This window comes from Blastococcus sp. KM273128 (assembly GCF_021698975.1).
Taxonomy (GTDB): domain Bacteria; phylum Actinomycetota; class Actinomycetes; order Mycobacteriales; family Geodermatophilaceae; genus Blastococcus.
Map to the genome: position 1 here is coordinate 1 of NZ_SSXA01000032.1, position 17,885 is coordinate 17,885.

The 17,885-nt window shown below is 73.5% G+C and carries 18 protein-coding genes and 3 tRNA genes; 9 read left to right on the forward strand and 12 right to left on the reverse strand.

Annotated elements, in window-relative coordinates:
- Positions 1–95: 95 nt before the first annotated feature.
- From E9529_RS11180 to E9529_RS11195, 4 genes are all read right to left on the reverse strand, one after another.
- A complete protein-coding gene (locus tag E9529_RS11180; RefSeq protein WP_236831228.1) occupies positions 96–485 on the reverse strand; it encodes a hypothetical protein in 390 nt (129 codons plus the stop codon).
- A 261-nt stretch (positions 486–746) separates the two neighbouring features.
- Positions 747–1,274, reverse strand: a complete 528-nt coding sequence (locus tag E9529_RS11185; RefSeq protein ID WP_236831229.1) for a hypothetical protein — start codon at positions 1,272–1,274, stop codon at positions 747–749.
- Positions 1,275–1,342: 68 nt separating this feature from the next.
- The gene (locus tag E9529_RS11190) at positions 1,343–1,990 is read right to left on the reverse strand and encodes a hypothetical protein (protein ID WP_236831230.1); all 648 of its coding nucleotides are present in this window, start codon (positions 1,988–1,990) and stop codon (positions 1,343–1,345) included.
- Between the two features lie 176 nt (positions 1,991–2,166).
- Positions 2,167–2,249: transfer RNA gene (locus E9529_RS11195), tRNA-Leu, on the reverse strand.
- A gap of 174 nt (positions 2,250–2,423) precedes the next feature.
- Here E9529_RS11195 and E9529_RS11200 point away from each other — a divergent pair.
- The 7 genes from E9529_RS11200 (at position 2,424) to pknB (ending at position 11,751) form a co-directional block, all read left to right on the forward strand.
- Positions 2,424–3,242: a DUF3662 and FHA domain-containing protein gene (locus E9529_RS11200; RefSeq protein ID WP_236831231.1), complete on the forward strand. Its 819-nt coding sequence runs from the start codon at positions 2,424–2,426 to the stop codon at positions 3,240–3,242.
- A 73-nt stretch (positions 3,243–3,315) separates the two neighbouring features.
- Entirely contained in the window at positions 3,316–3,774 is a 459-nt protein-coding gene (locus E9529_RS11205) for an FHA domain-containing protein (protein ID WP_236831232.1), read from the forward strand.
- Positions 3,771–5,192, forward strand: a complete 1,422-nt coding sequence (locus E9529_RS11210) for a PP2C family serine/threonine-protein phosphatase (protein WP_236831233.1) — start codon at positions 3,771–3,773, stop codon at positions 5,190–5,192. The genes E9529_RS11205 and E9529_RS11210 overlap by 4 nt, the downstream gene beginning before the upstream one ends.
- Positions 5,192–6,598, forward strand: a complete 1,407-nt coding sequence (locus tag E9529_RS11215) for an FtsW/RodA/SpoVE family cell cycle protein (RefSeq protein ID WP_236831234.1) — start codon at positions 5,192–5,194, stop codon at positions 6,596–6,598. Before E9529_RS11210 ends, E9529_RS11215 begins: the two co-directional genes overlap by 1 nt.
- Positions 6,595–8,040 (forward strand): penicillin-binding protein 2, encoded by a 1,446-nt coding sequence (locus tag E9529_RS11220; RefSeq protein ID WP_236831235.1) that lies wholly within the window; start codon positions 6,595–6,597, stop codon positions 8,038–8,040. The genes E9529_RS11215 and E9529_RS11220 overlap by 4 nt, the downstream gene beginning before the upstream one ends.
- Complete coding sequence (locus tag E9529_RS11225; protein ID WP_236831236.1) at positions 8,040–9,746, forward strand: serine/threonine-protein kinase; 1,707 nt, start codon at positions 8,040–8,042, stop codon at positions 9,744–9,746. Before E9529_RS11220 ends, E9529_RS11225 begins: the two co-directional genes overlap by 1 nt.
- Before the next feature lie 145 nt (positions 9,747–9,891).
- Positions 9,892–11,751 carry a Stk1 family PASTA domain-containing Ser/Thr kinase gene (pknB, locus tag E9529_RS11230; RefSeq protein ID WP_236831237.1) on the forward strand — a complete coding sequence of 620 codons (1,860 nt, stop codon included), beginning with the start codon at positions 9,892–9,894 and terminating at the stop codon, positions 11,749–11,751.
- 64 nt (positions 11,752–11,815) lie between these two features.
- On the opposite strand, the gene E9529_RS11235 is transcribed toward pknB, so the two are convergent.
- Together E9529_RS11235 and E9529_RS11240 are read right to left on the reverse strand one after the other, a co-directional pair.
- Entirely contained in the window at positions 11,816–12,475 is a 660-nt protein-coding gene (locus E9529_RS11235; protein ID WP_236831238.1) for an aminodeoxychorismate/anthranilate synthase component II, read from the reverse strand.
- 60 nt (positions 12,476–12,535) lie between these two features.
- Positions 12,536–13,285 carry a DUF881 domain-containing protein gene (locus E9529_RS11240; RefSeq protein ID WP_236831239.1) on the reverse strand — a complete coding sequence of 250 codons (750 nt, stop codon included), beginning with the start codon at positions 13,283–13,285 and terminating at the stop codon, positions 12,536–12,538.
- 133 nt (positions 13,286–13,418) lie between these two features.
- Here E9529_RS11240 and crgA point away from each other — a divergent pair, with 133 nt between their 5' ends.
- Positions 13,419–13,691, forward strand: coding sequence for a cell division protein CrgA (gene crgA, locus E9529_RS11245; protein ID WP_236831240.1), 273 nt, complete (start codon positions 13,419–13,421; stop codon positions 13,689–13,691).
- Between the two features lie 519 nt (positions 13,692–14,210).
- On the opposite strand, the gene E9529_RS11250 is transcribed toward crgA, so the two are convergent.
- Positions 14,211–15,371, reverse strand: coding sequence for a thiolase family protein (locus E9529_RS11250; RefSeq protein ID WP_236831241.1), 1,161 nt, complete (start codon positions 15,369–15,371; stop codon positions 14,211–14,213).
- A 92-nt stretch (positions 15,372–15,463) separates the two neighbouring features.
- Here E9529_RS11250 and E9529_RS11255 point away from each other — a divergent pair, with 92 nt between their 5' ends.
- Positions 15,464–15,886 (forward strand): PH domain-containing protein, encoded by a 423-nt coding sequence (locus E9529_RS11255; protein WP_236831242.1) that lies wholly within the window; start codon positions 15,464–15,466, stop codon positions 15,884–15,886.
- Positions 15,887–15,904: 18 nt separating this feature from the next.
- Here the strand turns inward: E9529_RS11255 and E9529_RS11260 are convergent, their stop codons facing one another.
- The 5 genes from E9529_RS11260 to E9529_RS11280 all read right to left on the reverse strand — a co-directional run bounded on the left by E9529_RS11260 (position 15,905) and on the right by E9529_RS11280 (position 17,871).
- Positions 15,905–16,660, reverse strand: a complete 756-nt coding sequence (locus E9529_RS11260; protein ID WP_236831243.1) for a rhomboid family intramembrane serine protease — start codon at positions 16,658–16,660, stop codon at positions 15,905–15,907.
- A gap of 128 nt (positions 16,661–16,788) precedes the next feature.
- Positions 16,789–17,322, reverse strand: coding sequence for a peptidylprolyl isomerase (locus E9529_RS11265; protein ID WP_236831244.1), 534 nt, complete (start codon positions 17,320–17,322; stop codon positions 16,789–16,791).
- A 156-nt stretch (positions 17,323–17,478) separates the two neighbouring features.
- Positions 17,479–17,551: transfer RNA gene (locus tag E9529_RS11270), tRNA-Ala, on the reverse strand.
- A gap of 24 nt (positions 17,552–17,575) precedes the next feature.
- Positions 17,576–17,716, reverse strand: a complete 141-nt coding sequence (locus E9529_RS11275) for a DLW-39 family protein (protein WP_236831245.1) — start codon at positions 17,714–17,716, stop codon at positions 17,576–17,578.
- Between the two features lie 81 nt (positions 17,717–17,797).
- Positions 17,798–17,871, reverse strand: a tRNA-Ile gene (locus E9529_RS11280).
- Positions 17,872–17,885: the final 14 nt, after the last annotated feature.

Consider the following 17,885-nt stretch of genomic DNA (forward strand, 5'->3'; position numbering starts at 1 on the left):
GATGAGACCTTCGACAAGCCACATCGTCCCTGGTCAGAGGGGCATTCGTGCTTTCCGACGCGCAGCCACACGCCTATTCGATGGTGGATCGGGGTTCAGAGGGCCTCTTCGAGGTGGCTGGGCAGGACCTCGTCGGCCCACTTCTCCCCCAGGCCCGGGTACACCTTCTCCTCCGGCGGCACGTCCAGCGGCCAGCCCTCGGCGAGGAAGCGGATGTAGGAGCGGTAGGTCCTCTTGGTGCCGCCCTTGAGCCCGTCGAGCGTCTTGGTGGCCAGGTCGGCGATGGTGATGCGCTCGCCGGGGACGAGGGTCGCGGCCGGACCTGCGGCGGCGACCGGGGACTGGAAGCCGAGGGCCTCGGGGGTGACGAGTCCGGCGTCGACGAGCTGCCGGACCTTCGCCATCGCCGCGGCGTACTCGGCGAGGGGGCCGGCCGGAGCGGCGGTGTCGGAGTTGGTCGCAGCGGTCGGCTCGGGGTGGGACATGGGTTCTCCTCGGTGCGGCCGGCGGCGCCGGCTCGGGTGTTGGCGAGCCGGACGGTGCGGGCGATCAGCCGCTGCGCAGTCACCTGGAGAACCGAGATCGGGCCGAGGGGATCGGCGCCGGTTTCCGCCGCGGCGCCAGACCGTGAGGTCATCGGACACCGGCTGCGAGGGGGCACTCGGCGTTGGCCCGGCGGGGCTCGGAACGGCAGAAGGCCCCCACCCGCTCGCGGGAGCAGATGGGGGCCTTCGTTGGAGCGCTGGTCAGAGCACCTGCCAGCCGTCAAGGCTGAAGACGCTCCTCTCGGTGCCGGGGACGGGCTCGCCGTGGTCGTCCAGCCCCACGAGGTCGAGGGAGACGACGCCGATGGCGCCGTGGAAGGTCAGGCCGACGACCCGGAAGAACGTGTCGTCCTGGTCGGCCACCATCCGCTGGAGGAGGTAGCCAGCCCCGGCCCTGCCGATGTTGGTGCCACGTGGGCGGCCCAGGATGTCCTCGCTGATGCGCAGGTACTCCCTCGCCATCGAGTGGGGGTCGGCGTGCCCGGTGGCGTTGAGCTCGCCATCGGCCTCACGGGAGATGACCGCGTAGAACCCCCGGCCGTCAGGAAGCACCTGGCTGCGCGTCTCGGCCCAGCGGTCAGCGCACCGAACCCGGTCGGGCCCGGCGGGCATGCTCATCACGGCCGCGATGTCTCTGTAGTCCTCGACGAGGACGAAGTCGCAGTCGTCGTCGCGCTCCTCGGTGAGCGAGTCGAGGTACTGCTGCAGGATGGCGGTGTTGCGGGACATGGTTGTTGGCTCCGTTCGGTTGCCGTTGGGGACCACCGGCACGGTTCGCCCCTCGATGAGTTGGTCAATCAGTCCCCGGCGCGGCCGTCGCCACTGGTCCGAGCACTGCCTTCGGCGGCCCGCCAGCGGCCCTTGATGCGACTGCCGCCGGCGGCACGCAGCGCAGGCTCCGGCGAGCCCTCGGCCTGCGATCCGGCGGGCAGCACACCGGTCAGCAACTGCAGTGCGTCGGCGACCGCGAACAGGTGCAGCTCGGCGGTGTCGACGACGACGCCAGCCAGCACCTGGTCACCGGGGCGGACGTCGAGGGCGACGAGCACGGCCGGCGGCAGGGTCAGGCGGCGGTCGGCGTCGACGGGCACCCGGGTCAGCAGCGGGCTGTGGGCGGCGGCGCGGATGACGACGTGCCCGTTCTCCCGGGCTGCGACGAGCAGGGTCTCCGGGGTCCAGCCGAGTGCGCGCAACGCCTTGCCGAGGTCGACCCGGTTCTGCGCGTCGATGCGCGGCGCGTGCGCGTCCCGGACGGCGCCGTCGCGCGGCGGCCGCGGGGCGCGGTCGGAGATGTGCACGACCGGTGCCAGCACCTCGGCGGCGGCACGGCCACCGGCACTGCGCGGCGCGGCCTTCCGGCGGAGGGCGTCAGTGCCCGGGTGCGGCGCGCGGATGGCGGCGACGCGGGCTGCGGTGCGGTGAGCGGTGTCCAGTCCAGCGGGCATGGAGGGACTGGTGCCGGGGGATCCGGCGGTGTCAGTCGCCCCGGGGCTCAGATCTTCGCCCGCGGATGCTGGCCGGTCTCCGCAAGCTGCGGACGGTGGCCGGTGAGGCCTGCCGTCCGCAGCTCGGGACTGAGTCCCGGCCTTCTGCGAGGACTGGGGGATTCCCCAGTCCGGAGTGGGCAAGGGGGGAGTTGAACCCCCACGTCCTTTCGGACACACGGACCTGAACCGTGCGCGTCTGCCATTCCGCCACTTGCCCTGGCGAGGGAGAACAGTAGCAGCCGCGCGGCGGTCCGCCGCCGAGGGGGTCCGCCGCGGCGCGCGTGAGCACGACGTGCGGGGCGTCGCACCTTCCTGGGCGGTCAGCCGCGCCCGGCCCGGCTACGATCACGGGTGGCAGAGCGGGACGTCCGGCGAGCGCAGAGGAGCGACTGTGGGTGTGCTGCAGCGCTTCGAGCGCCGGCTCGAAGGCATGGTCGGGCTGGCCTTCGCCCGCCTCTTCAAGGGCAAGGTCCACCCCGCCGAGATCGCCAAGGCCCTCCAGCGGGAGGCCGACGAGCAGCGCTCGATCCTCGGCGAGGGCCGGGTGCTGGCACCCAACGTCTACGTGGTCCGCCTCGGCGAGACCGACTACGAGCACCTCGGCCAGTGGTCCGACCAGCTCGCCGGCGAGCTCGCCGACATGGTCACCGAGCACATCGAGGACGAGGGCTACCAGGTCTTCGACAAGGTCACCGTCGCGCTCGAGCGGGACGACGAGCTGACCACCGGCGTCTTCGAGGTCAGCTCCCAGGTCGCCGACCCGGCCCGGCCGCACGCGCGCGCCGACGCACCCCCGATGGCCTCCGCCCCGGTGCCCGGCCACCCGCCGCTGCCCCCGCTCCCGCCGCTGCGCGGGCGGATGGCCACCGACACCGGCAAGCAGAACCCCTCCGTGGTGGGGCGCGCGGGCTCCCGGACGACGACGACCCACGTCCTGGTCGTCGACGGCCCGGGCACGCGGCACGAGCTCTCCACCGGGCGCAACGTCATCGGCCGCGGCACCGAGGCCGACATCCGCATCCCCGACACCGGCGTCAGCCGCAAGCACGTCGACGTCGTCCTGGACGGGGACGTCGCCACCGTGGAGGACCTCGGGTCCACCAACGGCACCCTCGTCAACGGCCGGCGCATCAACCGGCAGCCGCTGAGCGACGGCGACGTCATCCGCATCGGCCACTCGGTGCTCGTCTACCGGCAGGACGGGGCGTGACGGGGGCTGTGCGGTGGCAGCCGGGCCGGATCCGGGGGCAGGAGCTCCGCCGCGGCGCCGGGCGGGTGCGGCCGTGACCGAGCTCGTCGTCCAGATCTTCCGCTTCGGCTTCCTCCTGCTGCTGTGGCTGTTCATCTTCGCCGCGTTCCGCGTGGTGCGGGCCGACCTGTTCGGCGGCCGCCCCGGCCGCGTCGCCACCGTGCCACCCAGGGCCACCGCGCCGAAGAAGCGCGGGCACCGCGGCCCCAAGTCGCTGGTGGTCACCGCCGGCCCGCTGACGGGGACCAAGATCACCCTCGGTGAGCAGCCGATCCTCATCGGCCGGGCCGACGACTCGACGCTGGTCCTCACCGACGACTTCGCCAGCTCCCGGCACGCCCGCCTGACCAACCGGGGCGGCCAGTGGTACGTCGAGGACCTCGGCTCCACCAACGGCACCTACCTGGACCAGCAGCGCGTGCAGGGCCCGCTGCAGGTCGCCCCCGGCCAGCCGATCCGCATCGGCCAGACCGCACTGGAGCTGCGTTCGTGACGTTGGTCCTCCGCTACGCCGCGCGCTCGGACCGCGGCCTCATCCGCGGCAACAACCAGGACTCGGTCTACGCCGGGCCCCGGTTGCTGGCCGTGGCCGACGGCATGGGCGGTCACGCCGCCGGTGACATCGCGAGCAAGGTGGTGATCGCCGCCCTCGAGCACCTCGACGACGACACCCCCACCGGCGACATGCTCCAGTCGATGCATGCCGCCGTCTTCGAGGGCAGCGAGCACCTGCGCGAGGTGATCCGGGAGTCCCCGCAGCTCGAGGGGATGGGCACCACGCTCACCGCGATCCTGTTCGCCGGCGGCCGGCTGGCGCTCTGCCACGTCGGCGACTCGCGCGCCTACCTGCTGCGCGACGGCGAGTTCACCCAGATCACCCACGACGACACGTTCGTGCAGACGCTGATCGACGATGGCCGGATCACGCCGGAGGAGGCCAACCACCACCCGCAGCGCTCGCTGCTGCTGCGCGCCCTCAACGGACAGGAGGTGGAGCCCGACCTCTCGATGCGCGAGGCGCGCGCCGGCGACCGCTACCTGCTGTGCTCCGACGGCCTCTCCGGCGTCGTCAGCGAGGAGACCCTCGCCGAGGCCCTGCAGAACCCCGACCCGGAGGCCACCGCCGACCGGCTGGTGGAGCTCGCGCTGCGCAGCGGCGGGCCGGACAACATCACCGTGATCGTCGCCGACGTCCTCGAGGACACCGGCAGCAACGGCCGCTTCGACCCGGTGGTGGACGGCGCCGCGGGCGACAACGTCGGCCAGCGCGAGGTGGACCCGCGCTCCGCCGCCGGCCGGGCGGCCCTCGCCGACCAGGCCGCCGCTCCCCCGCCGACACCCACGCTGCCGACGGGCGGCGGCCCCTCCGCCCGCCGCCGCCCGATGCGCATCCTCCTGGTGGCGGGGGCCCTTCTCACCGTGCTGGTGGCAGGGGCGATAGGCATGTACTTCTGGGCGCTCAACAACTGGTTCGTGGGGGTGAACGGCTCCGGCGACGACCGGCAGGTGGCCGTCTTCCGCGGCCTCGACGTCTCCCTCCTGGGGATGGACCTGTACCGCCTCGACCGGGGCACCGACCTCGCGCTCGCCGACCTGACCCCGGCCGCGCGCAACCGGGTGCTCGGGAGCATCACCGCGGACGACTCCGCCGACGCCGAGCGGATCGTCTCCGCGCTGGCCGACCAGCGGCTGCCGATCTGCCGGCCGGCCGGCGACGCCACGGCGCCCACCGGCACGCCGACGCCCACGGAGACGCCCTCGGAGACCGAGCCGACCACCGCCCCGGAGCCCGCTCCCGGCGACGCCGCCCTGCCCGAGGCCCCGGCGATCGAGGACGAGCCGGCCGAACCGACGTCGACACGGACCACCTCGGCCCCCGTGCCGGGGGTGGACTGCCGGGAGGTCGACTGATGGCCGGCCCCGTCACCGATCCCCGCGCCAGCACCGCCGCGACCCCCACCCGGCGGGGCACCGAGGCGCTGCTGCTCGCCTTCGCCGTGCTGATCACGGTGGTCGCGCAGATCATCGTCGACCTCACCGTCACCGACGAGCTCCGGCCGCAGATGGCCGGCTTCAGCGTGTGGATCACCGCGCTGTGGGTCGTCGCGCACCTCGTCGTCCGCCGCTGGGCCTCCTACGCCGACCCGCTGCTGCTGCCGGCCGTCGCGCTGCTCGTCGGCCTGGGGCTGGCCGTGATCCACCGGCTGGACCTCGCCGCCGGGCAGGTGGGCAGCACCGTCACGCGCGAGGACGCCCCGGTGCAGCTGGTGTGGGCCACCCTCGGCGTCGCCCTCTTCGTCGCGGTGCTCGTCGTCGTCCGCGACCACCGGACGCTCTCCCGGTTCGCCTACACGCTGGCTCTCGTCGGGCTGGTGCTGCTCGCCATCCCGGCCGTCCTGCCGGCGTCGATCTCCGAGGTCAACGGGGCGAAGATCTGGATCCGGGTCGCCGGCTTCTCCATCCAGCCGGGCGAGTTCGCCAAGATCTGCCTGGTCGTCTTCTTCGCCGCCTACCTGGTGGACAAGCGCGACGTGCTGGCGCTGGCCAGCAAGAAGGTGGCGGGCATCGAGCTTCCGCGCGGCCGCGACCTGGGCCCGGTGCTGCTGGCCTGGGCCGTCTCCATCCTGGTGCTCGTCTTCGAGCGCGACCTGGGCAGCTCGCTGCTGCTCTTCGGCATCTTCGTGGTGATGCTCTACGTGGCCACCGAGCGGGCCAGCTGGCTGTTCATCGGCCTGGGGCTCTTCGCCGGCGGTGCGTTCATCGCCTACCAGATCTTCGCCCACGTGCAGGCCCGGGTGAACACCTGGCTGGACCCGTCGGCGTACTACGACGGCGCCGGCTACCAGCTCATGCAGTCGTTGTTCGGCCTGGGCACCGGCGGGCTGTTCGGCGCCGGTCTCGGCGGCGGCCGTCCCGACCAGGTGCCGGTGGCCAAGAGCGACTTCATCGCCGCCGCCGTCGGCGAGGAGCTCGGCCTGTTCGGCCTGGTCGCGGTGATCGTCGTCTACCTGATCCTGGTCGAGCGCGGGCTGCGCACCTCCCTCGTCGTCCGCGACGCCTTCGGCAAGCTGCTGGCCACCGGCCTGGCGTTCGCCGTCGCCTGGCAGGTGTTCGTCGTCCTCGGTGGCGTCACCGGGCTGCTGCCGCTGACCGGGCTGACCACGCCGTTCCTGGCCTACGGCGGGTCGTCACTGGTGGCCAACTTCGTGCTGGTCGCGCTGCTGGTCCGGATCAGCGACGCCGCCCGCCGCCCGGCGGCCCCGCACGCCGCGCCGGTGCGCCTGGGTGAGGCACCGACCGAGGTGGTGACGCCGTGAACGCACCACTGCGGCGCGTCGCGATCAGCGTGCTCGTGCTCTTCACGCTGCTCATCGTCAACGTCAACGTCATCCAGGTCGTCCGCTCCGACGACCTGCGCTCGGACACCCGCAACACCCGGATCATCGCCGAGTCCTACGACCGGGAACGCGGCTCGATCATCGTCGAGGGCACCGAGGTCGCCCTCTCCGTGCCCACCGACGGCCGCCTGGAGTACCTGCGCACCTACCCGCAGGGGCCGTTGTACGCGCCGGTCACCGGGTACCACTCGCTGGTGTACGGCAACCGGTACCTCGAGGACGTCATGAACGACGTGCTCTCCGGGGAGGACGACCGGTTGTTCGTCCGCCGCATCGCCGACCTGTTCACCGGGCGCGACCCGGCGGGCGGGGACGTCGTGCTGACCCTGAACCCGGACGTGCAGGCCGCCGCCATGGCGGGTCTCGACGGCGTGACCGGCGGCGTCGTGGCGCTCGACCCGCAGACCGGCGCGGTCCTCGGCATGGCCAGCACGCCGACCTACGACCCGGGCCTGGTCTCCGGCCACGACCCCTCGGCCATCCGCGAGAACATGGAGCAGATCACCGCGCAGGAGCCCGACCCCCGGGTGAACCGCGCGATCGCGGACAACTACCCGCCCGGTTCGCTGTTCAAGGTGATCGTCGCGGCCGCCGCGCTGGAGGACGGGCTGACCCCCGAGTCGGTCGTCCCCGCCCCCCGCGAGCTGCCCCTGCCGAACAGCAGCCGGGTGATCCCCAACTTCGGCGGCTCGGCGTGCAGCCCCAGCGGCGAGCAGTCGCTCACCGACGCGCTCACGATCTCCTGCAACACCGCCTTCGCCCAGCTGGGCCTCGACCTCGGAGAGGACCAGGTCCGCGAGATGGCGGAGGCGTTCGGGCTCGACGGCGAGGGCCTGCAGATCCCGCTGCAGGTGGCGCAGAGCAGCGTGGGCGACATCGTCGACGACGCCGCCCTGGCCCAGACCTCGATCGGCCAGCGCGACGTCCGGATGACCGTGCTGCAGGCGGCGATGGTCGCCTCCGCGGTCGCCAACGACGGCGTGCAGATGCGGCCCTACCTGATCGACGAGCTGCGCGCCCCGGATCTCACGGTCATCGACTCCGCCGACCCCGAGGTGCTCAACGAGCCGATCTCCGCGGCGGTCGCCGACCAGCTCACCGAGATGATGGTCAGCGTCGTCGCCCGCGGCTCGGGCCGCGCCGCCCGCCTGCCCGGCATGAAGGTGGCCGGCAAGACCGGTACCGCGCAGGTGCGCGAGGGCGTGCCCGACCACAACTGGTTCATGGGTTTCGCGCCCGCCGACGACCCGCAGATCGCCGTCGCCGTGTTCGTGGCCAACGGCGGCGGCACCGGCGGCGACGTCTCGGCGCCGATCGCGCGCGAGGTCATGGCGGCCTACTTCGACGGGCAGGGCGGCTGATGGCACTGGGGATCGGCAGCCTGCTGGCCGGGCGCTACGAGATCACCGCCCCCATCGCCACGGGCGGCATGGGCGAGGTGTGGAAGGCGCGCGACCGGGTGCTGGACCGGATCGTCGCGGCGAAGGTGCTCAAGACCGAGTACACGAACGACCCGAGCTTCCTGGCCCGGTTCCGCAACGAGGCGCGGCACACCGCGGCCCTGTCGCACCCGAACATCGCCTCGGTCTACGACTACGGCGAGACCACCGACGACAGCGGCGTCCAGACCCTCGCCTTCCTCGTCATGGAGTTCGTCGAGGGCCAGCCGCTCGTGACGATCCTGCACGAGGAGGGGCGGCTGCCGGTCGACTGGACGCTGCACGTCCTCGGCCAGGCCGCCGACGGGCTCTCCGCCGCCCACCGGGCCGGGGTCGTGCACCGCGACATCAAGCCGGGCAACCTGATCGTCCGCCCCGACGGCGTGGTCAAGCTGACCGACTTCGGCATCGCCCAGGCGCGCGACGCCGCCCCGCTCACCCGCACCGGCATGGTGGTCGGCACGGCGCAGTACCTCTCCCCCGAGCAGGCCCAGGGCATGGAGGTCACCGCCGCCTCCGACATCTACTCCCTCGGCGTGGTCGGCTTCGAGTGCCTCGCCGGCGTCCGGCCGTTCGACGGCGCCTCGCAGGTGGCCATCGCGCTCGCGCACATCAACCGGCCGCCACCCCCGCTCCCCGGCGACGTCCCCCCGGCCGTCCGGCTGCTCGTGGAGCGCGCCCTGGCCAAGGACCCGGCCGACCGGTTCACCGACGGTGGCGCGTTCTCCGACGCCGTCCGCCGGGTCGCCGCCGGCGACACCCTGGCCGGGCCCGGTCCCGTGGTGGCACCGGCCACCGCCCCCACGGAGATCGTGGAGGTCGGGGACGGCCGCACCCAGGTCTTCGCCACCCCGGCCGCCGGGATGCCCGCCGTGGCGCCCGCGACCGGCGGGCGACCCATGCCGCCGCTCCACGCGCCACCGGACGACGACGACTGGGGGAGCGACGCCGAACCTCCCTCGCGGCGCACCCCGGGCTGGCTCTGGCCGGCCGCGGCCCTGGTGCTCGTCCTCCTGGTCGCCGGCACCACCTGGCTGCTGCTGCGGGACTCCGCCGACACCACCGGGCGGGACGCCTCCCCCACCACCGGGGCGGTCAGCCCCAGCGCCGAGGTCGACGGCATCCTCCTCGACCCGCAGCGGTACATCGGCCGCGACGCCGACGAGGTGGAGGAGGAGCTGCGCGAGGCCGGCTTCACCACGGTCTCGCAGGAGGAGGCCAGCGCGGGGCTGCTGACCGTCCTCGGCCAGACCCTGGACGAGAACGACGTCGCCGGCATCGACCCCTCCGGCATCGAGGCGACGCCGGACACCCCGATCACGCTGTTCTACTCCCCCGACGACTACGCCCCCGCGCCCGTGGAGGACGACGAGGACGAGGGCGAGGGCGAGGAGGAGCCGGCGGCGCCGACCACGACCGCGCCCACGACGACCACGGCGCCGCCCACCACGACGCAGCCCACCACGACCGCGCCCACGACGACCACGGCGCCGACGAGCACGCCGACCTCCGCCGCGGGTACCCCGGCACCGTCGACGTCGCCCGAGCCGACCGGTACGACGGAACCGGCCGATCCTGGTACCGACCCCGAGGCCAACGCGGCGACGACACTGGGTAACGGGTCGTGAGCAGCCCGACACGGCGGTCCCGGGTTGCGGGGGGTTCTGCGGTTAGGCTCGCCGACGGCCAGCAGTCCGCGGCGTCGACCGTCGCGGGTAGCCCCCGCAGAACCGGGCCGCGGAGGCTGCACGGAACCGCCCGAGAGGACCGTCGATGACCACGCCGCAGGTGCTCGGAGAGCGCTACGAGATCGGCGGAGTCCTGGGCCGCGGCGGCATGGCCGAGGTCCACCACGGACGCGATCTGCGCCTGGGCCGCGAGGTCGCGGTCAAGGTGCTGCGCCACGACCTGGCCCGCGACCCCTCCTTCCAGGTGCGCTTCCGCCGCGAGGCGCAGGCGTCGGCGTCGCTCAACCACCCGGCGATCGTCGCCGTGTACGACACCGGCGAGGACCGCACGCCCAGCGGCGCCACCCCGTACATCGTCATGGAGTACGTCGAGGGCGAGACGCTGCGCGACGTGCTCCGGCGCGAGGGCCGGCTGCCGGTCGAGCGGGCCATGAGCCTGGCCGCCGACATCTGCGGTGCCTTGGACTTCAGCCACCGCAACGGCATCGTGCACCGGGACGTGAAGCCCGGGAACGTCATGATCACGCCGCAGGGCTCGGTCAAGGTGATGGACTTCGGGATCGCCCGCGCGGTCTCGGACTCCGCGGCCACGATGACCTCGACCGCGGCGGTGATAGGGACCGCGCAGTACCTCTCCCCCGAGCAGGCCCGCGGCGAGGGCGTGGACGCCCGGTCCGACGTCTACTCGCTGGGCTGCCTGCTCTACGAGCTCGTCACCGGCGCGCCACCTTTCACGGGGGACTCCCCGGTGTCGGTCGCCTACCAGCACGTCCGCGAGGACCCGCGGCTGCCGTCGTCGATCAACCCGGACGTGCCGCCGGAGCTGGACGCGATCCTGCTCAAGGCGATGAGCAAGAACCCGGCCAACCGGTACCAGTCGGCCGCAGAGATGCGCAACGACCTGCTCCGGGCGCTGGCCGGGCAGCGGGTGGAGGCGACGCCGGTCATGGGCGACGCCGAGAAGACCGCCATCATCGGCGCCCCGGTCGGCGGCTACGCCAGCGGGTACGGCGACGAGGACTGGGACGACGACGGCGACCGGCGCCGCAAGCGCCGCATCATCGCGATCGTCGCGGTCCTCGGCGTGCTGCTGCTCGGCGGGGCGATCGCCGCGGCGGTGGCGCTGACCCGCGGCGAGGAGACCCCCACCGTCGCCCAGGTCGCGGTTCCGCTGCTGCTCAACCTCGACCAGGCGGCCGCGGAGCAGGCCCTCACCGGGGCCGGCCTGGTCGTCGGCGAGGTGAGCCAGGAGGCCAGCGGCACCGTGCCCGAGGGCCAGGTGCTGGGCAGCACGCCGCCGAGCGGGAGCCGGGTGGACGAGGGCAGCGAGGTCGACCTGGTGATCAGCGCCGGGCCCGACACCGTCCAGGTGCCCAACGTCGTCGGCCTCACCGAGGACCAGGCCCGCGCCAACCTCGAGCAGGCCGGGTTCACGAACGTCTCCAGCCGGCAGGTCGACTCCATCGAGTACGACGAGGGCCGGGTGGCCGCCGTCAGCCCCGCCGAGTCGAGCCAGGCGAACCCGGAAACCGCGATCACGCTGAGCGTCTCCACGGGCACCGTCGAGATGCCCGACGTGGTCAACCAGCCCGAGGCCCAGGCGCGCGCCGCGCTGCAGGAGGCCGGCTTCGGCGCCGGGCAGATCACCCGCCAGGACGTCGAGCGCGACGACGTCGCGCCGGGCACCGTCGTCGAGACCGACCCCTCGGCCGGGCAGGACGTCGGCTCGGGCGAGACGATCACCCTGCTCGTCGCCATCCCGGTCCCCGCGGAGGAGCCGCAGACGCCCACGGACCCCGGCACCGGGGGCGAGGACGAGGGCGGTAACGGGGGCGGGGACGGCACCGGCGGCGGCACGGGTGGTGGCGGCACCACCGGAGGCGGCACGGGTGGTGGCGGCACCACCGGAGGCGGCACGGGCGGTGGCGGCACCACCGGCGGCTGACCACCGCCCCAGGATGCGAGCAGGGCCCCTCCCGGACGGGAGGGGCCCTGCTGCGTTCCGGGGGTCAGGCGGTGGCCGAGGTGAGCCGCTGGGCGCTCGCGGTGGCGGCGGCCACCAGGTCCTCGTCTGGCGCGAGACCGCACGCGGCCAGCCAGGTCGCGAGCATTCGGTGGCCGCCCTCGGTGAGCACCGACTCGGGGTGGAACTGGACTCCCTCGATGGGCAGCTGACGGTGCCGCAGCGCCATCACCAGGCCCGACGGGGTGTGCCCGGTGACCTCCAGCTCGTCGGGCACCGTCGCGGCGTCGACGGCCAGCGAGTGGTAGCGCGTGGCGGTGAACGGCGAGGGGAGACCGGCGAGCACACCGTGGCCCTCGTGCACCACCTGGCTGGTCTTGCCGTGCAGCAGCTCGGGGGCGCGGACCACGACCGCGCCGAACGCCTCCGCGATCGCCTGGTGGCCCAGGCACACGCCGAGGACGGGGATCCCCTGCTCGGCCGCGGCGCGGACCATCGGCACGGTCACGCCGGCGTCCGCCGGCGTCCCGGGGCCGGGGGAGAGCAGCACGCCGGCGACGTCGAGGTCCGGGAGCTCCGCGACGCTGACGGCGTCGTTGCGCCGCACCTCGCACCGGACGCCCAGCTGGCCGAGGTACTGGACCAGGTTGTAGACGAAGCTGTCGAAGTTGTCGACGACGAGGACCGGACGGTCGGCGGCGGTCATCGCGGTCGCGCTCCTAGCGGGGTCGGGGTGCCGCGCGGGCACCCGCGGACCGCCGGACGGTCAGCCGGCGGTCGCGTGCTGCAGGGTGAGGCCGCCATCGTAGGCGGGGACGGTCACCTGGGGTCGCTCGCGTACCTCGAAGGTGAGCCCCCAGGAGGCCACCGCCTGCTCGAAGACGGCGACCTGTGGCGAGGCGTCCAGCGCCGCCTCGACCCGGGGCGCGTCCACGACAGCGGTGATGACGAACGGCGGAGAGTAGGTGCGGCCCTGCAGCAGCAGGGTGTTGCCCACGCACCGGACGGCGCTCGTGGAGATGAGCCGCTGGTCCATGACCGCGACGCCGTCGGCGCCGGCCGCCCACACGGCGTTGACGACCGCCTGGACGTCGCTCTGGTGGATCACGAGGTCGTCGGGCCGGGCGCCCCGCGGGAGGCTGCCGTCGGAGAGCTGGGGGGCGTCGTCGAGGGTGATGACCACCCCGGCGCCGGTGACCGGCGTCAGGCCGGCGGAGGGAGCGACGGCTTCGGCGACGGCCTGCTCCCGGGCGACGTCGCCGTCGCGGGTCGCCACCTGGTCGGTGAGCCGCTGCACCTGGTCCTGCAGCTGCACGAGCTGGCGCTCCTGGCGGACCACCGCCGCGTCCCGCTCCTCCACGAGCTGGGAGAGCTGGGTGACCTCACCGGCGCGCAGGTCGCTGCCCTGAGCGGTGCGGCCGGAGGTGGCGAAGAGCAGGCCGGCGGCGAGGGCGACCACCGGGACGAGCGCCCCCCAGGCGGATGCGGAGCGCCCGGCGAGCGACCAGCGGGCCACCGGACACCTCCCTCTCGAGCGACGGGGTCGGCGCGTACGGGTGGAGCACCGCTGCCGACGTCCCCCGGAAGTTTAGTCTGGAGGGCAGTTCCGGCCGGGAGGACGAGTCCGGCCGCCGGGAGGGAGTACGCACGTGCCCAAGTCGAAGGTGCGCAAGAAGTCGGTGTACACGCCGCCGGAGGACGTCGTCCGCTCGCGGGGCGCGCAGTCCAAGGCGCTGCAGCCCAGCCCGCGCTGGTGGGCGCCGGTCATGGTGACCCTCATGCTGCTCGGGTTGCTCTGGATCGTGGTGTTCTACGTCGCCGGCGAGCAGATCCCGGTCATGCAGTCGCTGAACTCGTGGAACTTCGCCGTCGGGTTCGGCGCCATGGTCGCCGGCTTGATCATGTCGATGCGCTGGCGGTAGCCCGCAGCCACCGCACGCCGCGCGAGGCCCTCGTCCCACCCGGACGGGGGCCTCGCGCGTTTTCCGACCCTCGCGGGCGGCGGCGTCCCCGACTGTGCACAGCGGTCACCGCCGTCCACAGGTCGACATGACGGCCCACCCCCAGGGTTGTCCACCGAGTGTGGAGGGACTGATCAGGTCCGCACGACGTTGACCTGCGGTTTCCCCGTCGGTGGGGCACGTGTGACGAGGTGGCCAACGGCGTAACTACAGCAGTGTGAGTCTGTCCCCAGCTGTGTACCCAGCTGTGGACGAGTCGACATGTCCGTGCTCCCGGGGCGGCGACCGTGGTGCTCCTTACCCGCCTTGACCTGCGGATACACCGATCCACCCGGGCACTGTGGACGGACCCGTCCGGGTCACCGACCGCTTTCGGGTGTGCACGGAGAGAGAGCGCTGTCCACCGGTGGACGCCGCCCCCTGTAACGGCACCAGCCCCCGGCCGGGCGGCCGGGGGCTGGTGAGGAGCGGGGAGGGCGGTCAGGCGTCCAGCAGCTCCAGGATCGTCGCGTTGGCCGTGCCGCCGCCCTCGCACATCGTCTGCAGGCCGTACCGGGTGCCGGTCGCCCGCATGTGGTGCACGAGGGTCGTCATGATCCGCGCGCCCGAGCCGCCCAGCGGGTGCCCCAGCGCGATGGCCCCGCCGAGCGGGTTGAGCCGGGCGGCGTCGCCGCCTGTGTCGGCCAGCCACGCCAGGGGGACCGGCGCGAACGCCTCGTTGACCTCGAAGACGCCGATGTCGTCGATCGACAGGCCCGAGCGCGCCAGCACCTTCTGCGTGGCGGGGATGGGCGCGGTCAGCATGATGACCGGGTCGTCGCCGGCCATGACGGTGGTGTGGATGCGCACGATCGGGCGGAGGCCCAGCTCGCGGGCCTTCTCGCTCGTGGTCACCAGCAGCGCGGCCGAGCCGTCGGAGATCTGGCTGGCGTTGCCGGCGCTGATCACGCCGTCCTCCTTGAACGGGGTCTTCAGGGAGGCGAGCTTCTCCAGCGTGCCGCCAGGGCGGATGCCCTCGTCGGCGCTGACCACCGTGCCGTCGGGCAGGGTCACCGGGGCGATCTCCTCGTCGAAGGCGCCGTCGGCCTGGGCCTTGGCTGCCTTCTCGTGCGAGGAGAGCGCGAACTCGTCGAGCTGGGTGCGGGAGAAGCCCCAGCGCTCGGCGATCATCTCGGCGCCGATCCCCTGGTTGGGGTAGACGCCGTCGTAGCGCTCGAGGAAGCGCGGGCCCAGCGGCTTGCCCGCGATGCCGTCGGCCCGGGCCGAGCCCATGGGCACCCGGCTCATCGACTCCACGCCACCGGCGACGACGACGTCGGCCTGACCGCTGATGACGGTGGCGGCGGCGAAGGCGACGGCCTGCTGGGAGGAGCCGCACTGCCGGTCGATGGTGGTGCCGGGGACGGACTCGGGCCAGCCGGCAGCCAGCGGCGCATTGCGGCCGATGTTGAACGTCTGCTCCCCGACCTGGCTCACGCAGCCCCAGAACACGTCCTCGACGACGGCCGGGTCGATGCCGGAGCGCTCGGCGAGGGCCTCCAGCACGTGGGCGGAGAGGTCCACCGCGTGCACCCCGGAGAGCCCACCCCCTCGCTTGCCCACCGGCGTACGGACGGCGGCACAGATGACGGCATCACGCATGGACCCACTCCTCGGGGACGACGGTCGGGTGCGCCGGCCGGCCACCCTGACCGCGATCGTATGTTCCGCGCCACACCTGGCACGCTGGTGGCGTGCAGTGGAGTCCTCCGGCAGCCCTGGCGGCGGGTCTCGCCGCGGGTGCCGTGGCCCTCGGCGCGGTCGCCCTGCTGCTCGACCCGGCGGGGCGGATCCTGGTCGGCGGCGCCGCGCTGCTGCTGGTCGCCCTCGCCGTCCGCGAGGCCCTGCTGCGACCCCGGCTGGCCGCCGGCCCCGACGGGGTCGCGGTGCGGACGCTGACCGGCACCCGGGTGCTGCCCTGGGGCCTGCTGCGGGTGCGCGTCCGCAGCGCCCGGCGCTGGGGGACGACGGTGCGCACCCTCGAACTGGAGGGGCCCGCCGGCGGTGCGGACGACGGGCTGCTCATCGTCCTGGGCCGCTGGGACCTGGGCGCCGACCCGGTGTCCGTGGCCGGCGATCTCGCGGAGCTGCGCCCCGGGGGCGGCCCGGCGCGGTGAGCCGCCGGACCGCCGTCGTCAGACGCCGCCGACGTGCGAGACGCCCAGCGCGAGCACGAGCAGCAGCACCGCCAGCGCCCCGAGGCCCGCGGCCTGGACGGCCGGGCGGCGGCGGGTGCCGACGAGCAACGCCGCGACCGCGGCGCCGGTGACCAGCCCACCGAGGTGGCCCAGCAGGGAGACGCCGGGCAGGAAGCTGATGAAGATGTTGATGCCGAGCAGCACCAGGATGCCCCGCACGTCCTGGCGGCGGAGGACCATGAGCACGCCCAGGGCGCCCAGGAGCCCGTAGATGGCCGTGGAGGCACCGGCGACGGGCCGGGCGAAGTCGCCGAACAACTGGATGGCGGTGGAGCCGCCGAGCGCGGAGACGACGTAGAGCGCGAGGAATCGCACCCGGCCCAGCTGCCGCTCCAGCTCCGAGCCGAAGATGAGCAGCGCCAGCATGTTGAGCACGAGGTGCACCAGGCCGATGTGCAGGAACGCCGCGGTGAGCAGCCGCCACGGTTCCCCGAGCTCGACCAGGAGGGGGTACTGGGCCAGGTCGGTGAAGACCTCGGACCGGTAGTTCTCCAGCGGGGCGTTGCCGGCGAGGCCCGCCGACACCGCCGTAATTAGGAACATGACGACGTTGATCCCGATCAGCGTCACCGTGACACCGCCCCAGCGCCGGGCGGCGGCCTTGACGCCGGAGGTGCGCTTGGGCGCCCGGACCGACGCCGCGCCCTCCCGGACGCACGCCGGGCACTGGAAGCCGACCGACGCCGGGACCATGCAGTCGGGGCAGATGGGGCGGCCGCACCGCGCGCACCGGATGCCCGTGGGCCGATCCGGGTGGCGGTAGCAGGCCGAAGGCGGGGGCGGCGGCCGGTCGGCCGCGCCCCCGCCGTGCGGTTCCGTGCTCAGCTGCGCTGCACCTCGACGGACTCGATCACCACGTCCTCGACGGGGCGGTCGTTGCGGCCGGTGGAGACGGCGGCGATCCGGTCGACGACGTCGCGGCTGCCCTGGTCGGCCACCTCGCCGAAGATGGTGTGCTTGCCGGTCAGCCACGAGGTGGGGGCGACGGTGATGAAGAACTGGGAGCCGTTGGTGCCCGGGCCGGCGTTGGCCATGGCCAGGAGGTAAGGCTTGGTGAAGGCCAGGTCGGGGTGGATCTCGTCGCCGAACTGGTAGCCGGGGCCGCCGATGCCCTGCCCGAGCGGGTCGCCGCCCTGGATCATGAAGCCGGAGATGATCCGGTGGAAGATCGTGCCGTCGTACAGCTTGTCGGTCGTCTTCTCGCGGGTCGCGGGGTGCGTCCACTCGCGGGCGCCCTCGGCGAGATCGGCGAAGTTCGCGACCGTCTTGGGGGCGTGGTCGGGGAACAGGTCCACGGTGATGTCGCCGTGGTTGGTGTGCAGGACCGCGCGGCGGGCGGGAGTCGAATCAGTCACCGCTCCACTCTCCCACCGTCCCGGCAGGTGCGTGCCGCTGGGCCGGGGAGGAGAGGTTTCACGTGGCACGGACCGGTGGCGCCAGGAAGCCCCCAAGGACTCCCGCTGACCTCGACCCGGCTCGACGGCCGGCGCCCCGATCGATGGGGATCTGGGTGGAGACGAGGGGAATCGAACCCCTAACCCCCGCCTTGCAAAGGCGGTGCTCTGCCAATTGAGCTACGTCCCCGGGCGGCCCCGTGGGGCCGGTGGATCAGCGGGTGGGCGTGCTGACGGCGTCGGGGCCGCTCGTCGCCTCGCGCCAGAGATCGGCCTCGCTCCGGTCGGTGGAGCGCTTGCGGACGGCGACGAGTGCACCGGCCGCAGCGGCGACGAGCGCCAGCTTCTTCAGCACGCGGAGAACCTCCTCGGGCGCTTCGCTCGCCGCGGGGGCGACGTGCGGGGGACGCGGAACCAGGAGGCTCCGGTACACGGGTGGGCCTGGGAGGACTTGAACCTCCGGCCTCATCCTTATCAGGGATGCGCTCTAACCGCCTGAGCTACAGGCCCGTGAACCTCGAACA